This window comes from Georgenia alba (assembly GCF_042665525.1).
In the GTDB taxonomy this organism is placed as follows: Bacteria; Actinomycetota; Actinomycetes; order Actinomycetales; family Actinomycetaceae; genus Allobogoriella; species Allobogoriella alba.
In genome coordinates, this window is record NZ_JBHTCQ010000003.1 from 359,973 (window position 1) to 376,565 (window position 16,593).

Consider the following 16,593-nt stretch of genomic DNA (forward strand, 5'->3'; position numbering starts at 1 on the left):
GGGCCAGGCTATCCACGAGAAGGCACGGCGGAGAGGAGGTGTGGTGAGCCGGAGACCGGCTGGTGCTGGCAGGAGCGATCGGACGCCGACGGCGCACCACATCACCTCGGAGCACGAGACCTACTTGTTGCGGACCAGGGCCTTGCCGAGGTCCGCGTTGAGCGTGGAGATGACGTCCAGCGGGATCTCCTTGGGGCACACCGCGGCACACTCGCCGATGTTGGTGCAGCCGCCGAAGCCCTCGGCGTCCTGCTGCTGCAGCATGCTCACCACGCGAGCCTCCCGCTCCGGCTGCCCCTGCGGCAGCAGCCCGAGGTGGGTGACCTTGGCGGCGGTGAACAGCATCGAGGACGCGTTCGGGCAGGCCGCCACGCACGCGCCGCAGCCGATGCAGGCCGCGGCCTCGAAGGCGCGGTCGGCGTCGGCCTTGGGCACCGGGGTGGCGTGCGCGTCCGGCGCGGCGCCGGTGTTCACCGAGATGTACCCGCCGGCCTGGATGATCCGGTCGAAGGAGGAACGGTCGACCACCAGGTCCTTGATGACCGGGAAGGCGCTGGCCCGCCACGGCTCCAGGGTAATGGTGTCGCCGTCCTTGAAGGAGCGCATGTGCAGCTGGCAGGTGGTGGTGCGCTCCGGGCCGTGCGCCTGGCCGTTGATGACGATGCCGCACATGCCGCAGATGCCCTCACGGCAGTCGGAGTCGAACGCGACGGGGTCCTCCCCGCGCTCGGTGAGCTCCTCGTTGAGGACGTCGAGCATCTCGAGGAACGACATGTCCTCGCTGATGCCGACCAGCTCGTAGGCGACGAGGCGAGGCTCGGAGTCCGGGCCGGCCTGGCGCATGACCCTGAGGGTGATCTTCACTTGTAGCTCCGCTGCTTCATCTCGACGTACTCGTAGTTCAGGTCCTCTTTGTGCAGGATCGGATCACCGCCGGGACCACCAAATTCCCACGCGGCGACGTAGGCGAACTCGTCGTCGTGCCGCAGCGCCTCGCCGTCCTCGGTCTGGGACTCGGCACGGAAGTGGCCACCGCAGGACTCCCTGCGGTGCAGGGCGTCGATGCACATCAGCTCGCCCAGCTCGATGAAGTCGGCGACGCGGCCGGCCCGCTCCAGCGCCTGGTTCAGCTCCTCGTTCGTGCCGAGGACCCGCACGTCACGCCAGAACGACTCCTTCAGCTCCCGGATGCGCTCGATCGCGAGCTTCAGCCCCTCCTCGGTGCGCTCCATGCCGCAGTACTCCCACATGATCGTGCCGAGCTCGCGGTGGAAGGAGTCGACCGAGCGGGAGCCGTTCGTGCTGAGGAACCGCCTGATCCGGTCCCGGACGTTCTCCTGGGCCTCGACCACCGCGGGGTGGCTCTCCGGCACCTTCTCGAACGGGGCGTCCGCCAGGTAGTCGTTGATGGTGTTCGGCAGCACGAAGTAGCCGTCGGACAGGCCCTGCATGAGCGCCGAGGCACCGAGCCGGTTCGCGCCGTGGTCGGAGAAGTTCGCCTCGCCGGTCACGAACAGGCCGGGGACGGAGGACTGCAGGTCGTAGTCCACCCACAGGCCGCCCATCGTGTAGTGGACGGCCGGGTAGATGCGCATCGGGACCTCGTACGGGTCCTCGCCGGTGATGCGCTGGTACATGTCGAAGAGGTTGCCGTACTTGGCGGCGACGGCGGCCCGGCCCATCCGCTTGATGGCGTCGGCGAAGTCGAGGTAGACACCGCGACGGACCTGCCTGGTCGACCCGTCGGGCTGGACCTCCTCGACCGCCGGGCCGACGCCCTTGCCGTCGTCGCACTGGTACTTCGCGGCGCGCGAGGCGATGTCACGCGGCACGAGGTTGCCGAACGCAGGGTAGATCCGCTCGAGGTAGTAGTCGCGGGCCTCCTCGGGGATCTGCCGCGGGTCCTTCTCGGCGTCGGCCGGGTCCTTGGGCACCCAGATGCGGCCGTCGTTGCGCAGCGACTCCGACATGAGGGTCAGCTTCGACTGGTGCGAGCCGCTCTGCGGGATGCAGGTCGGGTGGATCTGCGTGTAGCAGGGGTTGCCGAAGAAGGCGCCCTTGCGGTGCGCCCGCCAGCTCGCGGTGACGTTCGAGCCCATCGCGTTCGTGGACAGGAAGAAGACGTTCCCGTAACCGCCGGTGGCGAGCACGACGACGTCCGCCAGGTGCGTCTCGATCTCACCGGTGACCATGTCCCGCGCGATGATCCCGCGCGCCCGGCCGTCGACCACGATGAGCTCGAGCATCTCGTGCCGGGCGTGGGAGGTCACGGCACCAGCGGCCACCTGCCGCTGCAGCGCCTGGTAGGCGCCGATGAGGAGCTGCTGGCCGGTCTGGCCGCGGGCGTAGAAGGTCCGCGAGACCTGCACGCCGCCGAACGAGCGGTTGTCCAGCAGCCCTCCGTACTCGCGGGCGAACGGCACGCCCTGTGCGACGGCCTGGTCGATGATGTTCGTGCTGACCTCGGCCAGCCGGTAGACGTTGGACTCCCGGGAGCGGAAGTCGCCGCCCTTCACGGTGTCGTAGAACAGCCGGTAGACCGAGTCGTTGTCGTTCTTGTAGTTCTTCGCCGCGTTGATGCCGCCCTGGGCGGCGATGGAGTGCGCCCGGCGCGCGCTGTCCTGGTAGAAGAAGACGTCGACGTTGTAGCCCGCCTCACCCAGCGTCGCGGCCGCGGAGGCGCCGGCCAGGCCGGTGCCGACGATGATGATGCTGAGCTTGCGCCGGTTGGCCGGGTTGACCAGCCGGGCCTCGAACTTGCGCTTCTCCCAGCGGTCCGCGAGCGGGCCGCCCGGCGCCTTGGTGTCCGCGACGGGCGCGCCCTCGCGGTACAGGCCCGCGACCAGCTCCTCGCCCTGGGTCTCGGTCGTCTGGGTCGGTGTGTCCGTCGTCGTCATAGGTCCTCAGTTCACGAATCCGAGCAGGATCGCCGTCGGGGGCAGCATGAATCCGACCAGCAGCGCCGCCGCGACGGCGTACGCGAGCCAGTTGAACGCCGCCTGCCGTGTGCGGTCCGAGGTGCCCAGCGTCTGCAGCGCGCTCCACACGCCGTGGCGCACGTGCATCGCCAGCGAGGCGATCGCCACGAGATAGGTGAGGTACACCCACCAGTACTCCGGCTGGAACGCGGTCACCAGGCGCTCGTACGGGCTCTCGAAGCTGCCGCCGACCTCGATGGTCACGGTCGTGAACTGCAGGATGTGGAAGACCACGAAGGCCAGCAGGATCACGCCACCCCACCGCATCGTGCGGGAGGCGTAGGTCTGTGCCGTGCGCCGGGTCTCGAGGTAGCGCTGCGGCCGGGCGGTGCGGGCGCGGCGCCACAGCGTGAAGGCGGCGCCGGCGTGCACCAGCAGCGCTCCGAGCAGCACGACCCGCTGGATCCAGAGGAATCCCATGTGCGGCAGGTACGGGTAGCCCAGGTCCCGCAGGCTCTCCGCGTACGTGTCGAACGCCTCCTGCCCGGAGAACGCCTTGAGGTTGCCATACATGTGCAGCAGCACGAAGAGGACGAAGAGGATCCCGGAGATCGCCATGGCCCACTTCAGGGCCACCGTCGTGTATCTCGCTCGCCGCGGCACCGTCGGCACCGGCGGGGCAGGGGTCGTGACCATGGCCTCGATCCTAGCGACGGCGCACAAACCGGCCGTGCACGCCCCGAGGCCCGACCGCCCCGCGACGAGCGCGTCAGGAGCCCACGTGCCCGTCGGAGCCGCAACGTGCTGCGGCGCCGAGGGGTTCCGTGACACGCGCCACCCAGGCCCGGGCGTGGCCCATCTCACGGCCCGCGCACGGATGGTCGGGACCCGGGCTGGTAGTTGTGGACGGCGTGACTGAGACGGAACAGCTGACCACACCCCTCGACGAGCAGGCCCGCCACGTGCTCTTCGCGGGTGCCCACACCACCAACACCTTCACCCCCGACCCGGTGGACGTCGAGGTCGTGCGGCGCGCCTACGAGGACCTGCGCTGGGCGCCGACGTCGATGAACATCCAGCCGCTGCGGATCACGGTCCTGTCGGACCCGGATGTGCGGGCCCGCGTCGTCGACCAGCTCATCGAGTCGAACCGGACGAAGACGCTGGCCGCACCGCTCAGCCTGGTGGCCGCCTACGACCCGGCCTGGCACGAGCACGCGCCGTTGCTCGCGCCGCACCGGGAGGGCATGCGGGAGTCCTTCGCGGGCAAGCCGGAGCTGCGGGACGCCATGGGCCGCACGAACGGGCTGATCCAGCTCGGTTACCTGCTCCTGGCGCTGCGGGCCCACGGGCTGCAGGTCGGGCCGATGACGGGTCTCGACCCCGCCGGCGTCGACTCGGTGGTGCACGCCCAGAACGGGTGGCGGACGCTTGCCGTGGTCAACGTGGGACATGCGCCGGACCCGCACGACGAGAAGGCTCAGCGGCCGCGGGCGGGACGGCTGGAGTTCGCCCAGGCCACCCAGCTGCTCTGAGCCGGAGGCGGACGGGTGACCCGCGCGCGGCTCACCCGTCCGCCTCCCGTGCGCGCGTGCCGAAGGTGCCGGCGGTGAGGGACTCGTAGGAGCGGCGCACGATGCTCTCCAGCACCGTGAGGTCGATCTGCGCGAGGTCCTTCAGGTACAGGCAGCCGACGCCCCTGCGGTGCGGGCCCAACCGCTCCAGGTCCGCCTCGTGCGCGCCGACGCCGTCCGAGAGGTACACGACCGTCGCCGCCTTCCGCGGCGCGAACCCGGCGGCCGGCGCGTCACCCTCGTGCCCGCTGGCGTACCGGTAGTGGTACTCCCCGAACCCGACGACGGACCCCGCCCACATCCGCGCCTCCTGGCCGGTGACCCGGCCGAGCAGGTCGAGCAGGGTGCCGGCGTCACGCCGCCGGACGGGGTTCTCGACCGCGGCGACGAACCGGGCGGGGTCGGTGTCCTCCCACCGGCTGCGCGGTGCCATGACTCAAGTATGGGTCTCGTCGCCGGTCGCCACCGGCCGGTCGGGGTCCGACGACCACTGCGACCACGACCCGGGATACAGCGCGGCGTCGACGCCGACCGATGCCAGGGCCGCGACCTGGTGGGCGGCCGTGACCCCCGAGCCGCAGTACACCGCGACCCGGGACCCGGCCGTGACACCGTGCGCGGCGAACCGGTCGAGCAGCTCCTCGGCCGGCCGGAACGCGCCCGCCGGGTCGAGGTTGTCCGTGGTGGGTGCGCTGCGGGCGCCGGGCACATGCCCGGCGCGCGGGTCGACCGGCTCGTGCTCGCCGCGGTAGCGCTCGCCGGCCCGGGCATCGAGCAGGACGCCGCCCTCGGACCACGCCGCGACCCCGTCCGCGTCCGTCGTCCTCATCGCGGGGGCCGCGCCGGCCGCGAGCGGCAGCACGACGTCGCCGGGCTCTGGCTGCACCGGCCCGGTCTCCAACGGCCCGCCGGCGGCCCGCCAGCCGGCCAGCGCGCCGTCGAGGATCCGGACCTCGCGCAGCCCCGCCCAGCGCAGCAGCCACCAGGCCCGGGCGGCCGAGGACCCGCCGAGGTCGTCGTAGACGACGACCGGGCGGCCCTGCCGCAGGCCCCAGCGACGGGCCGCCGCCTGCAGGGCGGCCGGCTCGGGCAACGGGTGCCGGCCCGCGGCGGCGCTCGGCGGTCCGGCGAGCTCGGTCGCCAGGTCCACGTAGACGGCGCCGGGCAGGTGTCCGGCCTCGAAGTCCGACCGTCCGTCCGGCCGCTGCAGCGACCACCGCACGTCCAGCAGGTGGGGCGGGTCGGCGTCGAGCTCCGCCCGGAGCGCGGCGGGCGCGACGAGCACCTCCGCGCGTGCGACGTCCTCGGTCTCAGGCATCCTCTGCTCCTTCCACCTGCTCGGCGCCGACAGGCCCGGGCCCACGGCGCAGCGGGGCACGCATCACGACGGCATCCTCGTGCTCCGCCTGGTAGTAGTTCGCCCGTCGTCCGATCGGGACGAACCCGGCGGCCGCGTACAGGCGCTGTGCACCCGTGTCGCTGGCGCGGACCTCGAGAAGGGCACTGCTCGACCCCTGCTCGCGGGCGGCGGCCAGCAGCGCGTCCAGCAGCAGGCCTCCGATGCCCCGGCGCCGGTAGGCCTCCTCGACGCCCACGGTCATCACCTGGGCCTCGTCCCCACCGGCCAGACCGGCGTAGCCCACCACGCGCTGCCCCACGACGGCAGCGACGTAGGTGCGGTCCGGCGCCACCGTCAGCTCCTCGACGTACGCCCCGCGGCTCCACGCACCACGCCCGAAGAGCTCCGCCTCCAGCTCCATGATGCGGTCCAGGTCCTCCAGCGTGAGGGGGCGGAGCCTGACCCCACCACCGGAGCGTCCGGGCCCGTGCGTCGCTGCGTGCGCGGCGGCCATCCGTCAGGAGACCCGCTTCGCGCCGCCGGGGACGTGCACGTCGGGGCGGCGCAGGTAGCGCGGCTCGAGGCCGAGCTCCGGGTCCTCGCCGCGATCGCGGCGGGCAAGCCGGGACAGCACGACTCGCGCCAGCACGGCGGGGTCGAGCGTCTCCGGCAGGTCCGGTGTCCCGGGCAGCAGCTCCGGGTAGAGCCGGGTGCCGGAGCCGGCGAGCAGGAGGCCGCCGACCAGAGCCTGGGCGTGCTGCTCGGCCACGGCGGCGGGGGGCGCCACCTCCGGGCCGGCGAGCCGTTCGACGTCGTCGGTGCCGGCAGCGCGGTAGCGCGCCCAGTAGACCTCGCGGCGCCGGGCGTCGGTGACGGTGAGGACCTCGGGGACCTCGCCGTCACCGGAGGCGGCACGGGCGTCGAGCGCCTGCCGCGCGAGCACGTCGAGCGAGGCGACCCCGTGCACCGGGATCCGTCTGCCGTGTGCGAAGGCCCGGGCGGTGACGATGCCCGCTCGCAGGCCCGTGAACGGCGCGGGACCGGTCCCGACGGCGACGAGGTCCACCGCGGTGCGGCCCTCGAGGAGGCCGGCGACGAGGGGGGCGAGCAGCTCCGCGTGCTTGCGCGGGTCGCGGCTGTCGGCGCGGCCGTGCACGGTCAGCGGGGCGAGGGCCGGGTCGCTCCCGCCCGGCGCGGTCCCGAACGGCCCGCCGGCCGTGGTCTCCACGAGGGCGGCGGCCGACCCGGCGGAGGTGTCGATGGCGAGGATCAGCACGCGCCCAGGTTAGTGCGCCGCCGGGGGTGTCAGGCGTTGTCGCGGCGCAGCCACACGATGAGGCCGGCCCACGCGAGCAGCACCGCGAGCACGGCGCCGACCCACGCGGCCGGCACCCAGCTCGGCCCGGCCGGGACCTGGACGACCTCCTCCTCGCTGTACCGCTCGGTGACGAACGGCTGGTAGAGCTCGATCGGCACCGTGCCGGCGAGCGCGTCCCGGGCCGCGTCATCCAGCGGGCCGACCTCCCCGCCTGAGACGGTGAACCAGGCGTCCAGCATGTCGTCGTGGACGACCGGGCCCGTCGGGGCGAGGCCGAGCATCGCGTCGGCCAGTCCGCCGGAGGCCTCGAGGCTCGTCACCTGTACCTGGCCGTCGTCGCCGAACGCGGCACGCAGCACGCCCACCCCCTCGCCGTCGATCCGCACGGGGGAGATCCACTCCTCCCGCGCGACGACGGGCGGGTCCAGGTCGGTGCCGGCAACGAGACCGGGCGACCAGGCCGAGACCGTGCGCACGAGGCCCAGCTCGGCCTCCTCGCCCTCCCCCGGTGCCAGGTCGAGGCGCGAGGTGGCCTGCTCCGCGAGCACGACCGACGCCGCGGTCTGGTACCAGGCGAGCACCTCGGCCGGGACACCGTCGACGGCCTCGGGCTGCGGCGGCGCCGTCCGCGCATCGGGCGTCGGTGTGCCGGCGGCGAACGTGGCGGCGGCGACCGTCACGACCAGCCCGAGCAGCGTCGTCGCTGCGGCGAGCAGAGCGGTGCGGAACCTCACGGCAGGAGCAGTCCCAGGTCGACGTCGGCCCACCGGTCGCCCACCCCGCGGAGGGTCGCCTCCCGCGGCGCCGGTGCGGCCAGCTCCTCGAGGCTCTCGCCGGAGGCGCCGTGCGGACGGTGCAGGTCGATCTCCAGGCGGTCGGCGGCGAGGCTCTCCACCTTGCCGGTCCCCCACTCCACGACGGTCACCGAGTCCTCCAGGGAGGTGTCCAGGTCGAGCGCGTCGACCTCCTCGAGGGAGCCGAGCCGGTAGGCGTCGACGTGGACGAGGTCCGGGCCGTCCCCGAGCGCCGGGTGGACCCGCGCGATGATGAAGGTCGGCGAGGCGACCTGTCCGCGCACGTCCATGCCGGCACCGATGCCCTGGACGAGCGTGGTCTTGCCCGCGCCGAGGTCTCCGGAGAGCAGCACGAGGTCGCCGGCCCGCAGCAGGGCGGCGAGGCGGCGTCCCAGGTCGCGGGTGGACTCGGCGTCGGCGAGGGTCAGCGTCACGGTCATGCCTCTGCGGCCTCCCTGCCGGGTCTTGCGGTGTCGACGTGCACGCGGGGCACCCGTGCGCCGATCCCGGAGACGATCTCGTAGCTGATGGTGCCCGCGGCCTCGGCCCACTCGTCGGCGGTGGGGCCACCGTCGTCCCCGGCGCCGAAGACGACCGCGAGGTCTCCCTCCCTCACGCCCGAGCCGGGGCCGACGTCGACGACCATCTGGTCCATGCAGATCCGTCCGGCCACGTGCAGCTTGCGGCCGGCGATGCTCACCGGGCCCGCGTCCGAGGCGGTCCGGGGCAGGCCGTCGGCGTAGCCGAGCGGCACGACGGCGAGCGTCGTCTCGGCCGTGGTGCGGGCGCGGTGCCCGTAGGAGATCCCGGTGCCCGGTGGGGCGGTCTTGACCACCGTGAGCCTGGCCTCGACACGCATCGCCGGCCGTAGGTCGAGGTCGGCAGAGGAGGCGACCGCCGGCGCGGGCGTCAGGCCGTAGGTGGCGATGCCCGGCCGGACGAGGTCGAAGTGGGCGGCCGGGTGGAACAGGGTGCCGGCCGACTGGGCGATGTGCCGCACCTCGGGCCGGATCCCGGCACGCCCGGCCTGGTCCAGGGCCGCGGTGAAGACCTCGACCTGCTGAGCGGTGACCGGGCTGTCCGGCTCGTCGGCGCAGGCCAGGTGGGACCAGATCCCGGCCACCTCGATCGTCCCGTCGGCGCGGGCCCGGGCGGCGGCGTCCAGCAGGTCCCCGAACGCCTCGGGGCGTGCCCCGCCCCGGGACATGCCGGTGTCGACCTTGAGGTGCACGCGGGCGGTGCGGCCGGTGGCGCGCGCGGCGGCGGCGATCTCCTCGATCGCCCACGGCGCCGAGGCGGAGAGGTCGATGTCCGCCGCGACCGCCGGGGCGAGGTCGGCGCCCGGTGCGAACAGCCAGGCGAGAATCGGCGGCCGGACGCCGGTGGCGTCCAGGCCCGCACGCAGAGGAAGGGCCTCCGCGACCTGGGCGACGCCCAGCCAGGTGGCCCCCGCCTGGAGAGCCGCGGTCGCGACCGGCAGCAGGCCGTGCCCGTACGCGTCGGCCTTGACCACGGCCATGACGGCCGAGGACGGTGCCGCCGCGCCGAGCGTCCGGACGTTGTGCCGGATGGCCGCGAGGTCCACGATGGCACGCGCGGGGTGGGTCGCGGGCCAGCCCGGCACGGTCATCTCGCTCATCGAGCCCAAGTCTGGCACTCGGTCAGTCCAGGATCGTGCTCAGCGCACCGGGCAGGGCGTCGGCGACGTCGCTCGCGGTGATCGGCACCCCGATCGGGCCGGCGGGGTCGTCGTCGGCGTCGAAGGGCAGCCCGGCCGCGAGGCGGGCGGCATGCCCGTGCGCCGAGGCGGCCGCGGCGGCGAGCGGCGCCAGCGACGCGGCCGGGTGGACGGCTTCGGCGATCGCATCCCCGTAGGCCGCCAGGAGCGCCCCGAGGACGCCGGCCAGCACGTCCCCCGCGCCGGCGGTCGCGAGCCACCCGGTGGCGTCCCCCTGGGCGTGGAGCGGTCCCTCCGGCGCCGCGACGACGGTCCGGGCGCCCTTGAGCAGCACGGTGCCGCCCGTGATCTCCGCCGCGAGGCGGGCGTGCCGCGCCGGTGCCGCCTCGACGTCGCGGCGGGGGGTGTGCTCGCCGCGCGCGGTGAGCAGCTCGGCCAGCTCACCGGCGTGCGGCGTCAGCACGGTCGGACCGGCGAGGTCGACGTCGTCGTGGAGCAGCGTCAGGGCGCCGGCGTCGAGCACGGCGGGCAGGCCCTGCCCGGCGGCCTCGTCGAGGTGGTCGGCGAGCTCCGCCGTCCGGGCCGCGTCCCGCGGGTCCACACCAGGCCCGAGCACCCACGCCTGGACCCGCCCGGGGACGGTGACGATCTCCGGGTGCGCGGCGCGCACCAGGCTCGTCGGCACCTCGGGACCGAGATAGCGCACCATGCCGAGCCCGGTCCGCAGCGCCCCCGCCGCGCACAGCACGGCGGCGCCCGGGTAGGTCCGGGACCCGGCCACCAGCCCGAGCACGCCCCGGGTGTACTTGTGGTCCTCCGGCCCGGGCACCGGCCAGAGCGCGGCGACGTCGGAACGGCCGAGCGAGCAGGCGGCCGGCTCGCGGTCGGCGAGCTCCGTGAGCCCGAGGTCGACCACCTCGAGGCGCCCGGCGAGGGCGGCGGCGGGCGGGAGGAGCAGCCCGGGCTTCGCCGTCCCCATGGACACCGTGACGTCCGCCGGAAGGACCGGGCCCGGCACGGTGCCGTCGTCGACCCCGATGCCGCTGGGGACGTCCACCGCCACGACGATCGGCTCGGCCAGCAGCGACGACCACGCCGCGCGCTCCTCCGCCAGCGCGGCCACGATCCCGGCCACCGGCTCCCGCAGCGGCCCACGCGCGCCGATGCCGGTGAGGCCGTCGACCCACACGTGGCAGCGGCCCGCGAGATCGACCACGGCGCCGGGCAGGTCCGGCGCGGCGAGGAGCTCGTGCACCCGGACGCCGGACGCGCGCGCGGCGGCCAGGCCGGCCTCGTGGGCACGGTCGCTCACCACGGCGGCGTGCACCTGGCAGCCGCGCCGCGCCAGGTGGGTGCCGGCGTACAGCGCGTCCCCGCCGTTGTTCCCGCCGCCGACCAGCAGCAGCACCACGGAGCCGGCGACCCGGCCGGTGCGGTCGCGCAGCTCCCGGGCGACGTGCGTGGCCAGCGCGAAGGCGGCGTGGGCCATGAGCGGCTCGCCGGCGGCGAGCCTGGGCTCCTCGACCTCCCGCACGGTGGCGGCGCTGTGCGCACGGATCATGGCCCCATGGTGCCGTGCATCACCTCGCTCCGCCGAGAGGTCACTCCTTCGCCGGGAGGTCACGTCCCGGGTGAGACGTCGTCTCCTCGGACGGACTGGTGGTGCGGACCCGCAGCATCACCTTGCTCGCGCCGGATGCACGATCAGCTGCCACGGCGAGGGCCTCGCCCGCCTGATCCAGGTCGAACTCGTGGGTGATCACGGGCGAGACGTCGAGACCGGCACCCATCGCGTCGATCGCCTCGGTGATCTCGTCGACGAAACGGTAAGCACCGACCCACGTGAGCTCCCGGGTGACCAGATCGCCCAGGACGGACTCGGCCGCGGTCCCGGGAAGGTTGCCGACCTGGACGATCGTGCCGCCCCGGGCCGTCGCCCGGAGCACGCCGCGAAGCGCCGCCGGCGAGCCCGACGCCTCGAACGTCACCTCGACATCCTCCGGGAGCTCGTCATCCTCGCCGAGCACGCGGACCTCGTCCGCGCCCATACGTCGTGCGACCTCCACGGCACCACGCGCAAGATCGCAGACGATGATCCGTCCGGCTCCCTCGTGCCGGGCAGCCGCCACGATGAGCGCCCCGATCGGGCCGCACCCGTTGACCAGCACCTCCCGCCCGTTCAACCCGCCCGCCCGTCTCACGGCGTGGAGGGCGACCCCGAGCGGCTCCGCGAGCGCCCCGTGGCGGGTGGTGACCTCCGGTGGCAGCGGCCGGAGCTGGTCGACGCGGACCCGCAGCAGCTCGGCGAAGCCACCGTCGGTGTGGGGGTCGAAGGCGGCCGACCCGAGATACCGGACCTCGGCATGGAGGTTCGTCCGGCCGGCGAGACGTGGCGGAAGCGGCTCGTGCGAAGGCGTGGCCGGATGGACGGCGGCACGCAGCCCCAGCGGGATCCCCGACACACCCCGACCGGTCGCCACCACGCTCCCGGCCACTTCGTGCCCGAGGACCATGGGCCTGCGTAGTCGGGCGGTGCCCGAGGCTCCGTGCCGCCAGTAGGACAGGTCTGAACCACACAGGCCGCCCCACTCGACGGCGAGCAGCACCTCACCGTCGTCCGGCCGCGGGTCGGGCATGTCCACCACGCGGACGTCACCGGGTCCGTGCACCGTCAGCGCCCTCAAACGGCGTCCTCGGACTGCGCACCCTCCGCGACCACCATGGCCGAGGCGATCCCGGCGTCGTGCGAGATGGACAGGTGCCAGCGGGTGATGCCGAGCTCACGCGCACGGGCGGCGACCGTCCCGCGCATCTCCACCTCCGGCGGGCCGCCGAGCACCCGGTGGACCGTGCAGTCGTGCCAGCGCAGCCCGGCCGGCGCCCCGAGTGCCTTGGCGACCGCCTCCTTGGCGGCGAACCGGGCGGCGAGGGAGGAGTCCGGGAGGTCCCGCTCGTCCTCGGTGAAGAGCTTCTCGCGGAGCCTGGGCGCCCGTTCGAGGCGGCTCATGAACCGTTCGACGTCGCACACGTCGATGCCGACCGAGACGATCACGCTGCGCCCGACCCGACGCTCACTCGACCGTCACGGACTTGGCGAGGTTGCGCGGCTGGTCCACGTCGAGGCCCTTCGCGGCGGCGAGGGCGCAGGCGAAGATCTGCAGCGGGACCACCGTGACCAGCGGCATCATGAGCGTCGGCGTGCGGGGCACGCGGAAGATCACCTCGGCCCACTGGTCGATGCTGTCGTCCCCCTCCTCCGCGATGACGAGGGTCCGGGCACCTCGAGCGCGGATCTCCTGGATGTTGGAGACCACCTTGTTGTGCAGCAGCGGACGCCGCGGGGTCGGCACGATGACGAAGACGTCCCGGCCCGGCTCGATGAGCGCGATGGGGCCGTGCTTGAGCTCGCCGGCGGCGAAGCCCTCCGCGTGGATGTACGCCAGCTCCTTGAGCTTCAGTGCGCCCTCGAGCGCCACCGGGTAGCCGACGTGCCGGCCGAGGAACAGCACGGCGTCAGTGTCCTTCATGGCACGGGCGACGTCCTTGACGTGGCCCTCGGCGTCGAGCACCTGCTGGATCTTCTCCGGAAGCCGGCCCAGCTCGTCGAGGTAGCCGGCAACCTCGTCCGGGTACTTGTAGCCGCGCAGCTGGGACAGGTACAGGCCCAGGAGGTAGCAGGCGGTGATCTGGGAGAGGAATGCCTTGGTCGAGGCCACGGCGACCTCGGGCCCGGCGTGCGTGTACAGCACGGCGTCGGACTCCCGCGCGATGGTCGAGCCGTGGGTGTTGACGATGGCGAGCACCTTGGCGCCCTGCTCGCGGGCGTGCCGGATCGCCATGAGCGTGTCCATGGTCTCCCCGGACTGGGAGATGGCCACCACGAGGGTGCGCACGTCCACCACCGGGTCGCGGTACCGGAACTCGTGGGCGAGCTCGACCTCCACCGGGATGCGGCACCAGTGCTCGACCGCGTACTTCGTCACGTGACCGGCGTAGGCGGCGGTGCCGCAGGCGACGACGATGATCTTGTCGACCGTCCGCAGCACCGACTCGTCGACGCGGAGCTCGTCCAGCACAAGGTTGCCGTCCTCGTCGTGACGGCCCAGGAGCGTGTCCGCGACGGCCTTGGGCTGCTCGTGGATCTCCTTCTCCATGAAGGTGTCGAACCCGTCCTTCACGGCGGCGTCGGCGTCCCAGTCGACGCGGAACCGCGGGGCCTGGATCTCCGACCCGCCAGCGTCGCGGACGCGGACCTCGTCCGCGGTGATGGTCACGACCTCGTCCTGGCCGATCTCCATCGCCTCCCTGGTGGAGGAGATGAAGGCCGAGACGTCGGAGCCGAGGAAGTTCTCGCCGTCGCCGAGCCCGACGACGAGGGGCGAGTTGCGGCGCGCGCCCACCACGACGCCCGGCTCGTCGGCGTGCACCGCGAGCAGGGTGTAGGCGCCCTCGAGGCGGCGGGTCACCTCGAGCATCGCGTCCGTCAGGTCGCCCGCGTACGCGCGGCCCAGCAGGTGCGCGACGACCTCGGTGTCCGTCTCGGAGGTGAACGGCACACCGGCGTCGGCCAGCTCGGAGCGCAGCGTCGAGAAGTTCTCGATGATGCCGTTGTGGATGACGGCGAGGCGCCCGTCCCGGCTGAGGTGCGGGTGGGCGTTGACGTCGGTGGGGGCGCCGTGGGTCGCCCACCGGGTGTGCCCGATGCTCGCGGTGCCCTCCGGGAGCGGGTGCTCCGCGAGCACCTGACGGAGGTTGGCGAGCTTGCCCGCCTTCTTCGCGCTCGACAGCCCTCCGGGGGTCACGACAGCGACGCCGGCCGAGTCGTAGCCGCGGTACTCCAACCGCGCGAGGCCGTCGAGCGCGGCGTCCAGCGGCCGCGTGCTCGGGGTGCCGGGGCCGACGTATCCGACGATTCCGCACATGAGAGGCAGCATAGGTTCCCCCAGCGGTGAGCAGTGCCGATGTGGCTCACCCCACCGCACGCGTCAACCACGCGGGTGCGTCGGTCGCGCGGCTCTGTGCGAGAGTATGGGGCCGTGTCCTCGCCACGCACCGTGTCCGCGCAGGCGCCACCCAACCCGTTCGTGGAGTTCGACCGCGCCTCGTGGTCGCGCCTGGCCGCCTCGACGCCGCTGCCGCTGACGGACGCGGACGTGGCCCACCTGCGCGGGCTGGGCGACCCCACGGACCTGGCGGAGGTGGACGCGGTCTACCGGCCGCTCTCGGCCCTCCTCCAGCTGTACGCGGGCGGCACGGGGCAGCTGCACCGGGCGACGTCGACGTTCCTCGGCGAGCACCCCACCCGCACGCCCTACGTCATCGGGATCGCGGGCTCGGTCGCCGTCGGGAAGTCCTCGACCGCGCGTCTGCTGCGCGAGCTGCTGCGTCGGTGGCCGCAGACCCCGCGGGTGGACCTCGTCACGACGGACGGGTTCCTCTACCCCAACGCCGAGCTGCGCCGCCGCGGGCTGCTGGAGCGCAAGGGGTTCCCCGAGTCCTACGACCGGCGGGCGCTGCTGCGGTTCGTCGCCGACGTCAAGGGCGGCGCCGAAGAGGTCACCGCGCCGCTGTACGACCACGTCACGTACGACATCGTGCCCGGGCGCCAGCAGGTGGTCCGCCGGCCGGACGTGCTGATCCTGGAGGGGCTGAACGTCCTGGCTCCGGCCCGCGCGACGACGGACGGTACGTCATCGCTGGCGGTGAGCGACTTCTTCGACTTCTCGATCTACGTCGACGCGCGCACCCGGGACATCAAGGCGTGGTACGTCGACCGGTTCCTGCGGCTCCGACGCACCGCCTTCGCGCAGCCCGACTCCTACTTCCGGACCTATGCGGGCCTGTCCGACGACGAGGCGGTGGCGCGGGCCGAGTCGATCTGGGAGTCCATCAACGCGCCCAACCTGCGGCAGAACATCCTGCCGACGCGTGGCAGGGCACGGCTGGTGCTGACGAAGGACGCGGACCACCGCATGCACCGCATGAGGTTGAGGAAGCTCTGACGAGCACGAGCGAGGGACGAGCGGAGTGCGAGGAAGAGCGCCATCCCACACCAAGCTCTGACGAGCACGAGCGAGGGACGAGCGGAGGACCCTCAGAGCTCGGCGGCACCCACCGGCTCATCCACGCCGTTTCGGGGCGGGCGCGCCCCGTCCGCGCCGCCTCGGCCAGGCGTCCCGGTACCCCGGTCGGCGGACGAGCTGCCGCCCTGGCCACTGCCGGGACGCGCACCGCCGTCGTCCCCGGAGCCGTCGTCGGACCCGTCCGGGCCGTCGGCGACCTGCATCTCCTCCTCCGGAGGCGGCACGTCGGGGAACCAGCGGCGGTGGACGAGCCCGAGCAGCTTGTCCACCAGGATGCCGGCAAGGACCCCACCGACGACCCCGACCGCGACCGCGACGAGCGGGTGCTCGTGGAGGAAGTGGCCGGCGCCGACCCCCATCAGCGTGGAGTACCCGGCCCAGACCACGGCGGCGATCGCCGCGATGATCACGAACCGGGGACGGGGGTAGCCGACGGCCCCGGCGGTCATGTTGACCGCGACGCGACCGATCGGCACGAACCGCGCCGAGAGGATGAAGACCGTTCCCCGGCGGGCGAGCGTGCGCTTGGCGCGCTCCAGAGCCGCGCTCCCGCGGGGGCCGCGGAACACCCGCATGTCGTCGACCGGGATCTTCGACCCGATCGAGTACGCGATGAGGTCACCGGCGAACGCGCCGATCGCCGCGGCCGGCACCAGGAGCCACAGCGACGGGCCGTCCCCGGCGACCGAGATCACGGCGACGGCGATGACGATGGACTCGCTGGGTACCGGCGGGAAGAACCCGTCGATCGTCGCGAGCACCACGACCGCGACGAGAACCCACGGAGAGGCGCCCAGAGAGAGGACGAAGCCCTCGATGGTGGCCATCAGCTCCATGGGGTGTCCCTTCTCGGTTCCGGCCCGGCGGGTCATGCCACGGTACGGCACCC

Annotated in this window: 17 protein-coding genes; 2 read left to right on the forward strand and 15 right to left on the reverse strand. The window is 73.5% G+C overall.

Features of this window, described 5'->3' with window-relative positions; translation table 11 throughout:
* Window positions 1–120: 120 nt before the first annotated feature.
* From ACFQQL_RS15570 to ACFQQL_RS15580, 3 genes are read right to left on the reverse strand one after another with little or no spacing between them, the layout of a single operon-like run.
* Window positions 121–864 carry a succinate dehydrogenase/fumarate reductase iron-sulfur subunit gene (locus tag ACFQQL_RS15570; protein ID WP_382396024.1) on the reverse strand — a complete coding sequence of 248 codons (744 nt, stop codon included), beginning with the start codon at window positions 862–864 and terminating at the stop codon, window positions 121–123.
* Window positions 861–2,897: a fumarate reductase/succinate dehydrogenase flavoprotein subunit gene (locus tag ACFQQL_RS15575; RefSeq protein ID WP_382396026.1), complete on the reverse strand. Its 2,037-nt coding sequence runs from the start codon at window positions 2,895–2,897 to the stop codon at window positions 861–863. The genes ACFQQL_RS15570 and ACFQQL_RS15575 overlap by 4 nt, the downstream gene beginning before the upstream one ends.
* 6 nt (window positions 2,898–2,903) lie before the next feature.
* A complete protein-coding gene (locus ACFQQL_RS15580; protein WP_382396028.1) occupies window positions 2,904–3,614 on the reverse strand; it encodes a succinate dehydrogenase cytochrome b subunit in 711 nt (236 codons plus the stop codon).
* A gap of 215 nt (window positions 3,615–3,829) precedes the next feature.
* Here ACFQQL_RS15580 and ACFQQL_RS15585 point away from each other — a divergent pair, with 215 nt between their 5' ends.
* Entirely contained in the window at window positions 3,830–4,453 is a 624-nt protein-coding gene (locus ACFQQL_RS15585; RefSeq protein ID WP_382396030.1) for a malonic semialdehyde reductase, read from the forward strand.
* Between the two features lie 31 nt (window positions 4,454–4,484).
* Here the strand turns inward: ACFQQL_RS15585 and ACFQQL_RS15590 are convergent, their stop codons facing one another.
* The 11 genes from ACFQQL_RS15590 to glmS are packed head-to-tail and all read right to left on the reverse strand — an operon-like array spanning window position 4,485 to window position 14,543.
* Complete coding sequence (locus tag ACFQQL_RS15590) at window positions 4,485–4,925, reverse strand: DUF1801 domain-containing protein (protein WP_382396032.1); 441 nt, start codon at window positions 4,923–4,925, stop codon at window positions 4,485–4,487.
* 3 nt (window positions 4,926–4,928) lie between these two features.
* Window positions 4,929–5,810 (reverse strand): sulfurtransferase, encoded by an 882-nt coding sequence (locus ACFQQL_RS15595; protein WP_382396034.1) that lies wholly within the window; start codon window positions 5,808–5,810, stop codon window positions 4,929–4,931.
* Entirely contained in the window at window positions 5,803–6,345 is a 543-nt protein-coding gene (gene rimI, locus ACFQQL_RS15600) for a ribosomal protein S18-alanine N-acetyltransferase (RefSeq protein WP_382396036.1), read from the reverse strand. Before rimI ends, ACFQQL_RS15595 begins: the two co-directional genes overlap by 8 nt.
* 3 nt (window positions 6,346–6,348) lie before the next feature.
* Window positions 6,349–7,107, reverse strand: coding sequence for a tRNA (adenosine(37)-N6)-threonylcarbamoyltransferase complex dimerization subunit type 1 TsaB (gene tsaB / locus ACFQQL_RS15605; RefSeq protein ID WP_382396038.1), 759 nt, complete (start codon window positions 7,105–7,107; stop codon window positions 6,349–6,351).
* Window positions 7,108–7,136: 29 nt separating this feature from the next.
* Window positions 7,137–7,883, reverse strand: a complete 747-nt coding sequence (locus tag ACFQQL_RS15610; RefSeq protein ID WP_382396040.1) for a hypothetical protein — start codon at window positions 7,881–7,883, stop codon at window positions 7,137–7,139.
* Complete coding sequence (tsaE, locus tag ACFQQL_RS15615) at window positions 7,880–8,383, reverse strand: tRNA (adenosine(37)-N6)-threonylcarbamoyltransferase complex ATPase subunit type 1 TsaE (RefSeq protein ID WP_382396042.1); 504 nt, start codon at window positions 8,381–8,383, stop codon at window positions 7,880–7,882. The genes ACFQQL_RS15610 and tsaE overlap by 4 nt, the downstream gene beginning before the upstream one ends.
* Window positions 8,380–9,582 carry an alanine racemase gene (gene alr, locus ACFQQL_RS15620; RefSeq protein WP_382396044.1) on the reverse strand — a complete coding sequence of 401 codons (1,203 nt, stop codon included), beginning with the start codon at window positions 9,580–9,582 and terminating at the stop codon, window positions 8,380–8,382. Before alr ends, tsaE begins: the two co-directional genes overlap by 4 nt.
* 22 nt (window positions 9,583–9,604) lie before the next feature.
* Window positions 9,605–11,182, reverse strand: a complete 1,578-nt coding sequence (locus ACFQQL_RS15625; RefSeq protein WP_382396046.1) for an NAD(P)H-hydrate epimerase — start codon at window positions 11,180–11,182, stop codon at window positions 9,605–9,607.
* 40 nt (window positions 11,183–11,222) lie between these two features.
* Complete coding sequence (locus tag ACFQQL_RS15630; RefSeq protein ID WP_382396048.1) at window positions 11,223–12,305, reverse strand: L-idonate 5-dehydrogenase; 1,083 nt, start codon at window positions 12,303–12,305, stop codon at window positions 11,223–11,225.
* Window positions 12,302–12,673: a holo-ACP synthase gene (locus tag ACFQQL_RS15635; protein WP_382396050.1), complete on the reverse strand. Its 372-nt coding sequence runs from the start codon at window positions 12,671–12,673 to the stop codon at window positions 12,302–12,304. The genes ACFQQL_RS15630 and ACFQQL_RS15635 overlap by 4 nt, the downstream gene beginning before the upstream one ends.
* 19 nt (window positions 12,674–12,692) lie before the next feature.
* Window positions 12,693–14,543: a glutamine--fructose-6-phosphate transaminase (isomerizing) gene (gene glmS, locus ACFQQL_RS15640; RefSeq protein WP_382396052.1), complete on the reverse strand. Its 1,851-nt coding sequence runs from the start codon at window positions 14,541–14,543 to the stop codon at window positions 12,693–12,695.
* A gap of 114 nt (window positions 14,544–14,657) precedes the next feature.
* Between glmS and coaA the strand changes: the two genes are divergently transcribed.
* Window positions 14,658–15,623, forward strand: coding sequence for a type I pantothenate kinase (gene coaA, locus ACFQQL_RS15645; protein ID WP_382396054.1), 966 nt, complete (start codon window positions 14,658–14,660; stop codon window positions 15,621–15,623).
* Between the two features lie 92 nt (window positions 15,624–15,715).
* Here the strand turns inward: coaA and ACFQQL_RS15650 are convergent, their stop codons facing one another.
* Complete coding sequence (locus ACFQQL_RS15650) at window positions 15,716–16,576, reverse strand: DedA family protein (RefSeq protein WP_382396056.1); 861 nt, start codon at window positions 16,574–16,576, stop codon at window positions 15,716–15,718.
* Window positions 16,577–16,593 lie beyond the last annotated feature (17 nt).

Bases quoted from the DNA above. Each gene is read 5' to 3' on its own strand.
- ACFQQL_RS15575 (WP_382396026.1), bottom strand. From the start codon at position 2,897: ATGACGACGACGGACACACCGACCCAGACGACCGAGACCCAGGGCGAG.
- ACFQQL_RS15580 (WP_382396028.1), bottom strand. From the start codon at position 3,614: ATGGTCACGACCCCTGCCCCGCCGGTGCCGACGGTGCCGCGGCGAGCG.
- ACFQQL_RS15590 (WP_382396032.1), bottom strand. From the start codon at position 4,925: ATGGCACCGCGCAGCCGGTGGGAGGACACCGACCCCGCCCGGTTCGTC.
- ACFQQL_RS15595 (WP_382396034.1), bottom strand. From the start codon at position 5,810: ATGCCTGAGACCGAGGACGTCGCACGCGCGGAGGTGCTCGTCGCGCCC.
- rimI (WP_382396036.1), bottom strand. From the start codon at position 6,345: ATGGCCGCCGCGCACGCAGCGACGCACGGGCCCGGACGCTCCGGTGGT.
- tsaE (WP_382396042.1), bottom strand. From the start codon at position 8,383: ATGACCGTGACGCTGACCCTCGCCGACGCCGAGTCCACCCGCGACCTG.
- alr (WP_382396044.1), bottom strand. From the start codon at position 9,582: ATGAGCGAGATGACCGTGCCGGGCTGGCCCGCGACCCACCCCGCGCGT.
- ACFQQL_RS15625 (WP_382396046.1), bottom strand. From the start codon at position 11,182: ATGATCCGTGCGCACAGCGCCGCCACCGTGCGGGAGGTCGAGGAGCCC.
- glmS (WP_382396052.1), bottom strand. From the start codon at position 14,543: ATGTGCGGAATCGTCGGATACGTCGGCCCCGGCACCCCGAGCACGCGG.
- ACFQQL_RS15650 (WP_382396056.1), bottom strand. From the start codon at position 16,576: ATGACCCGCCGGGCCGGAACCGAGAAGGGACACCCCATGGAGCTGATG.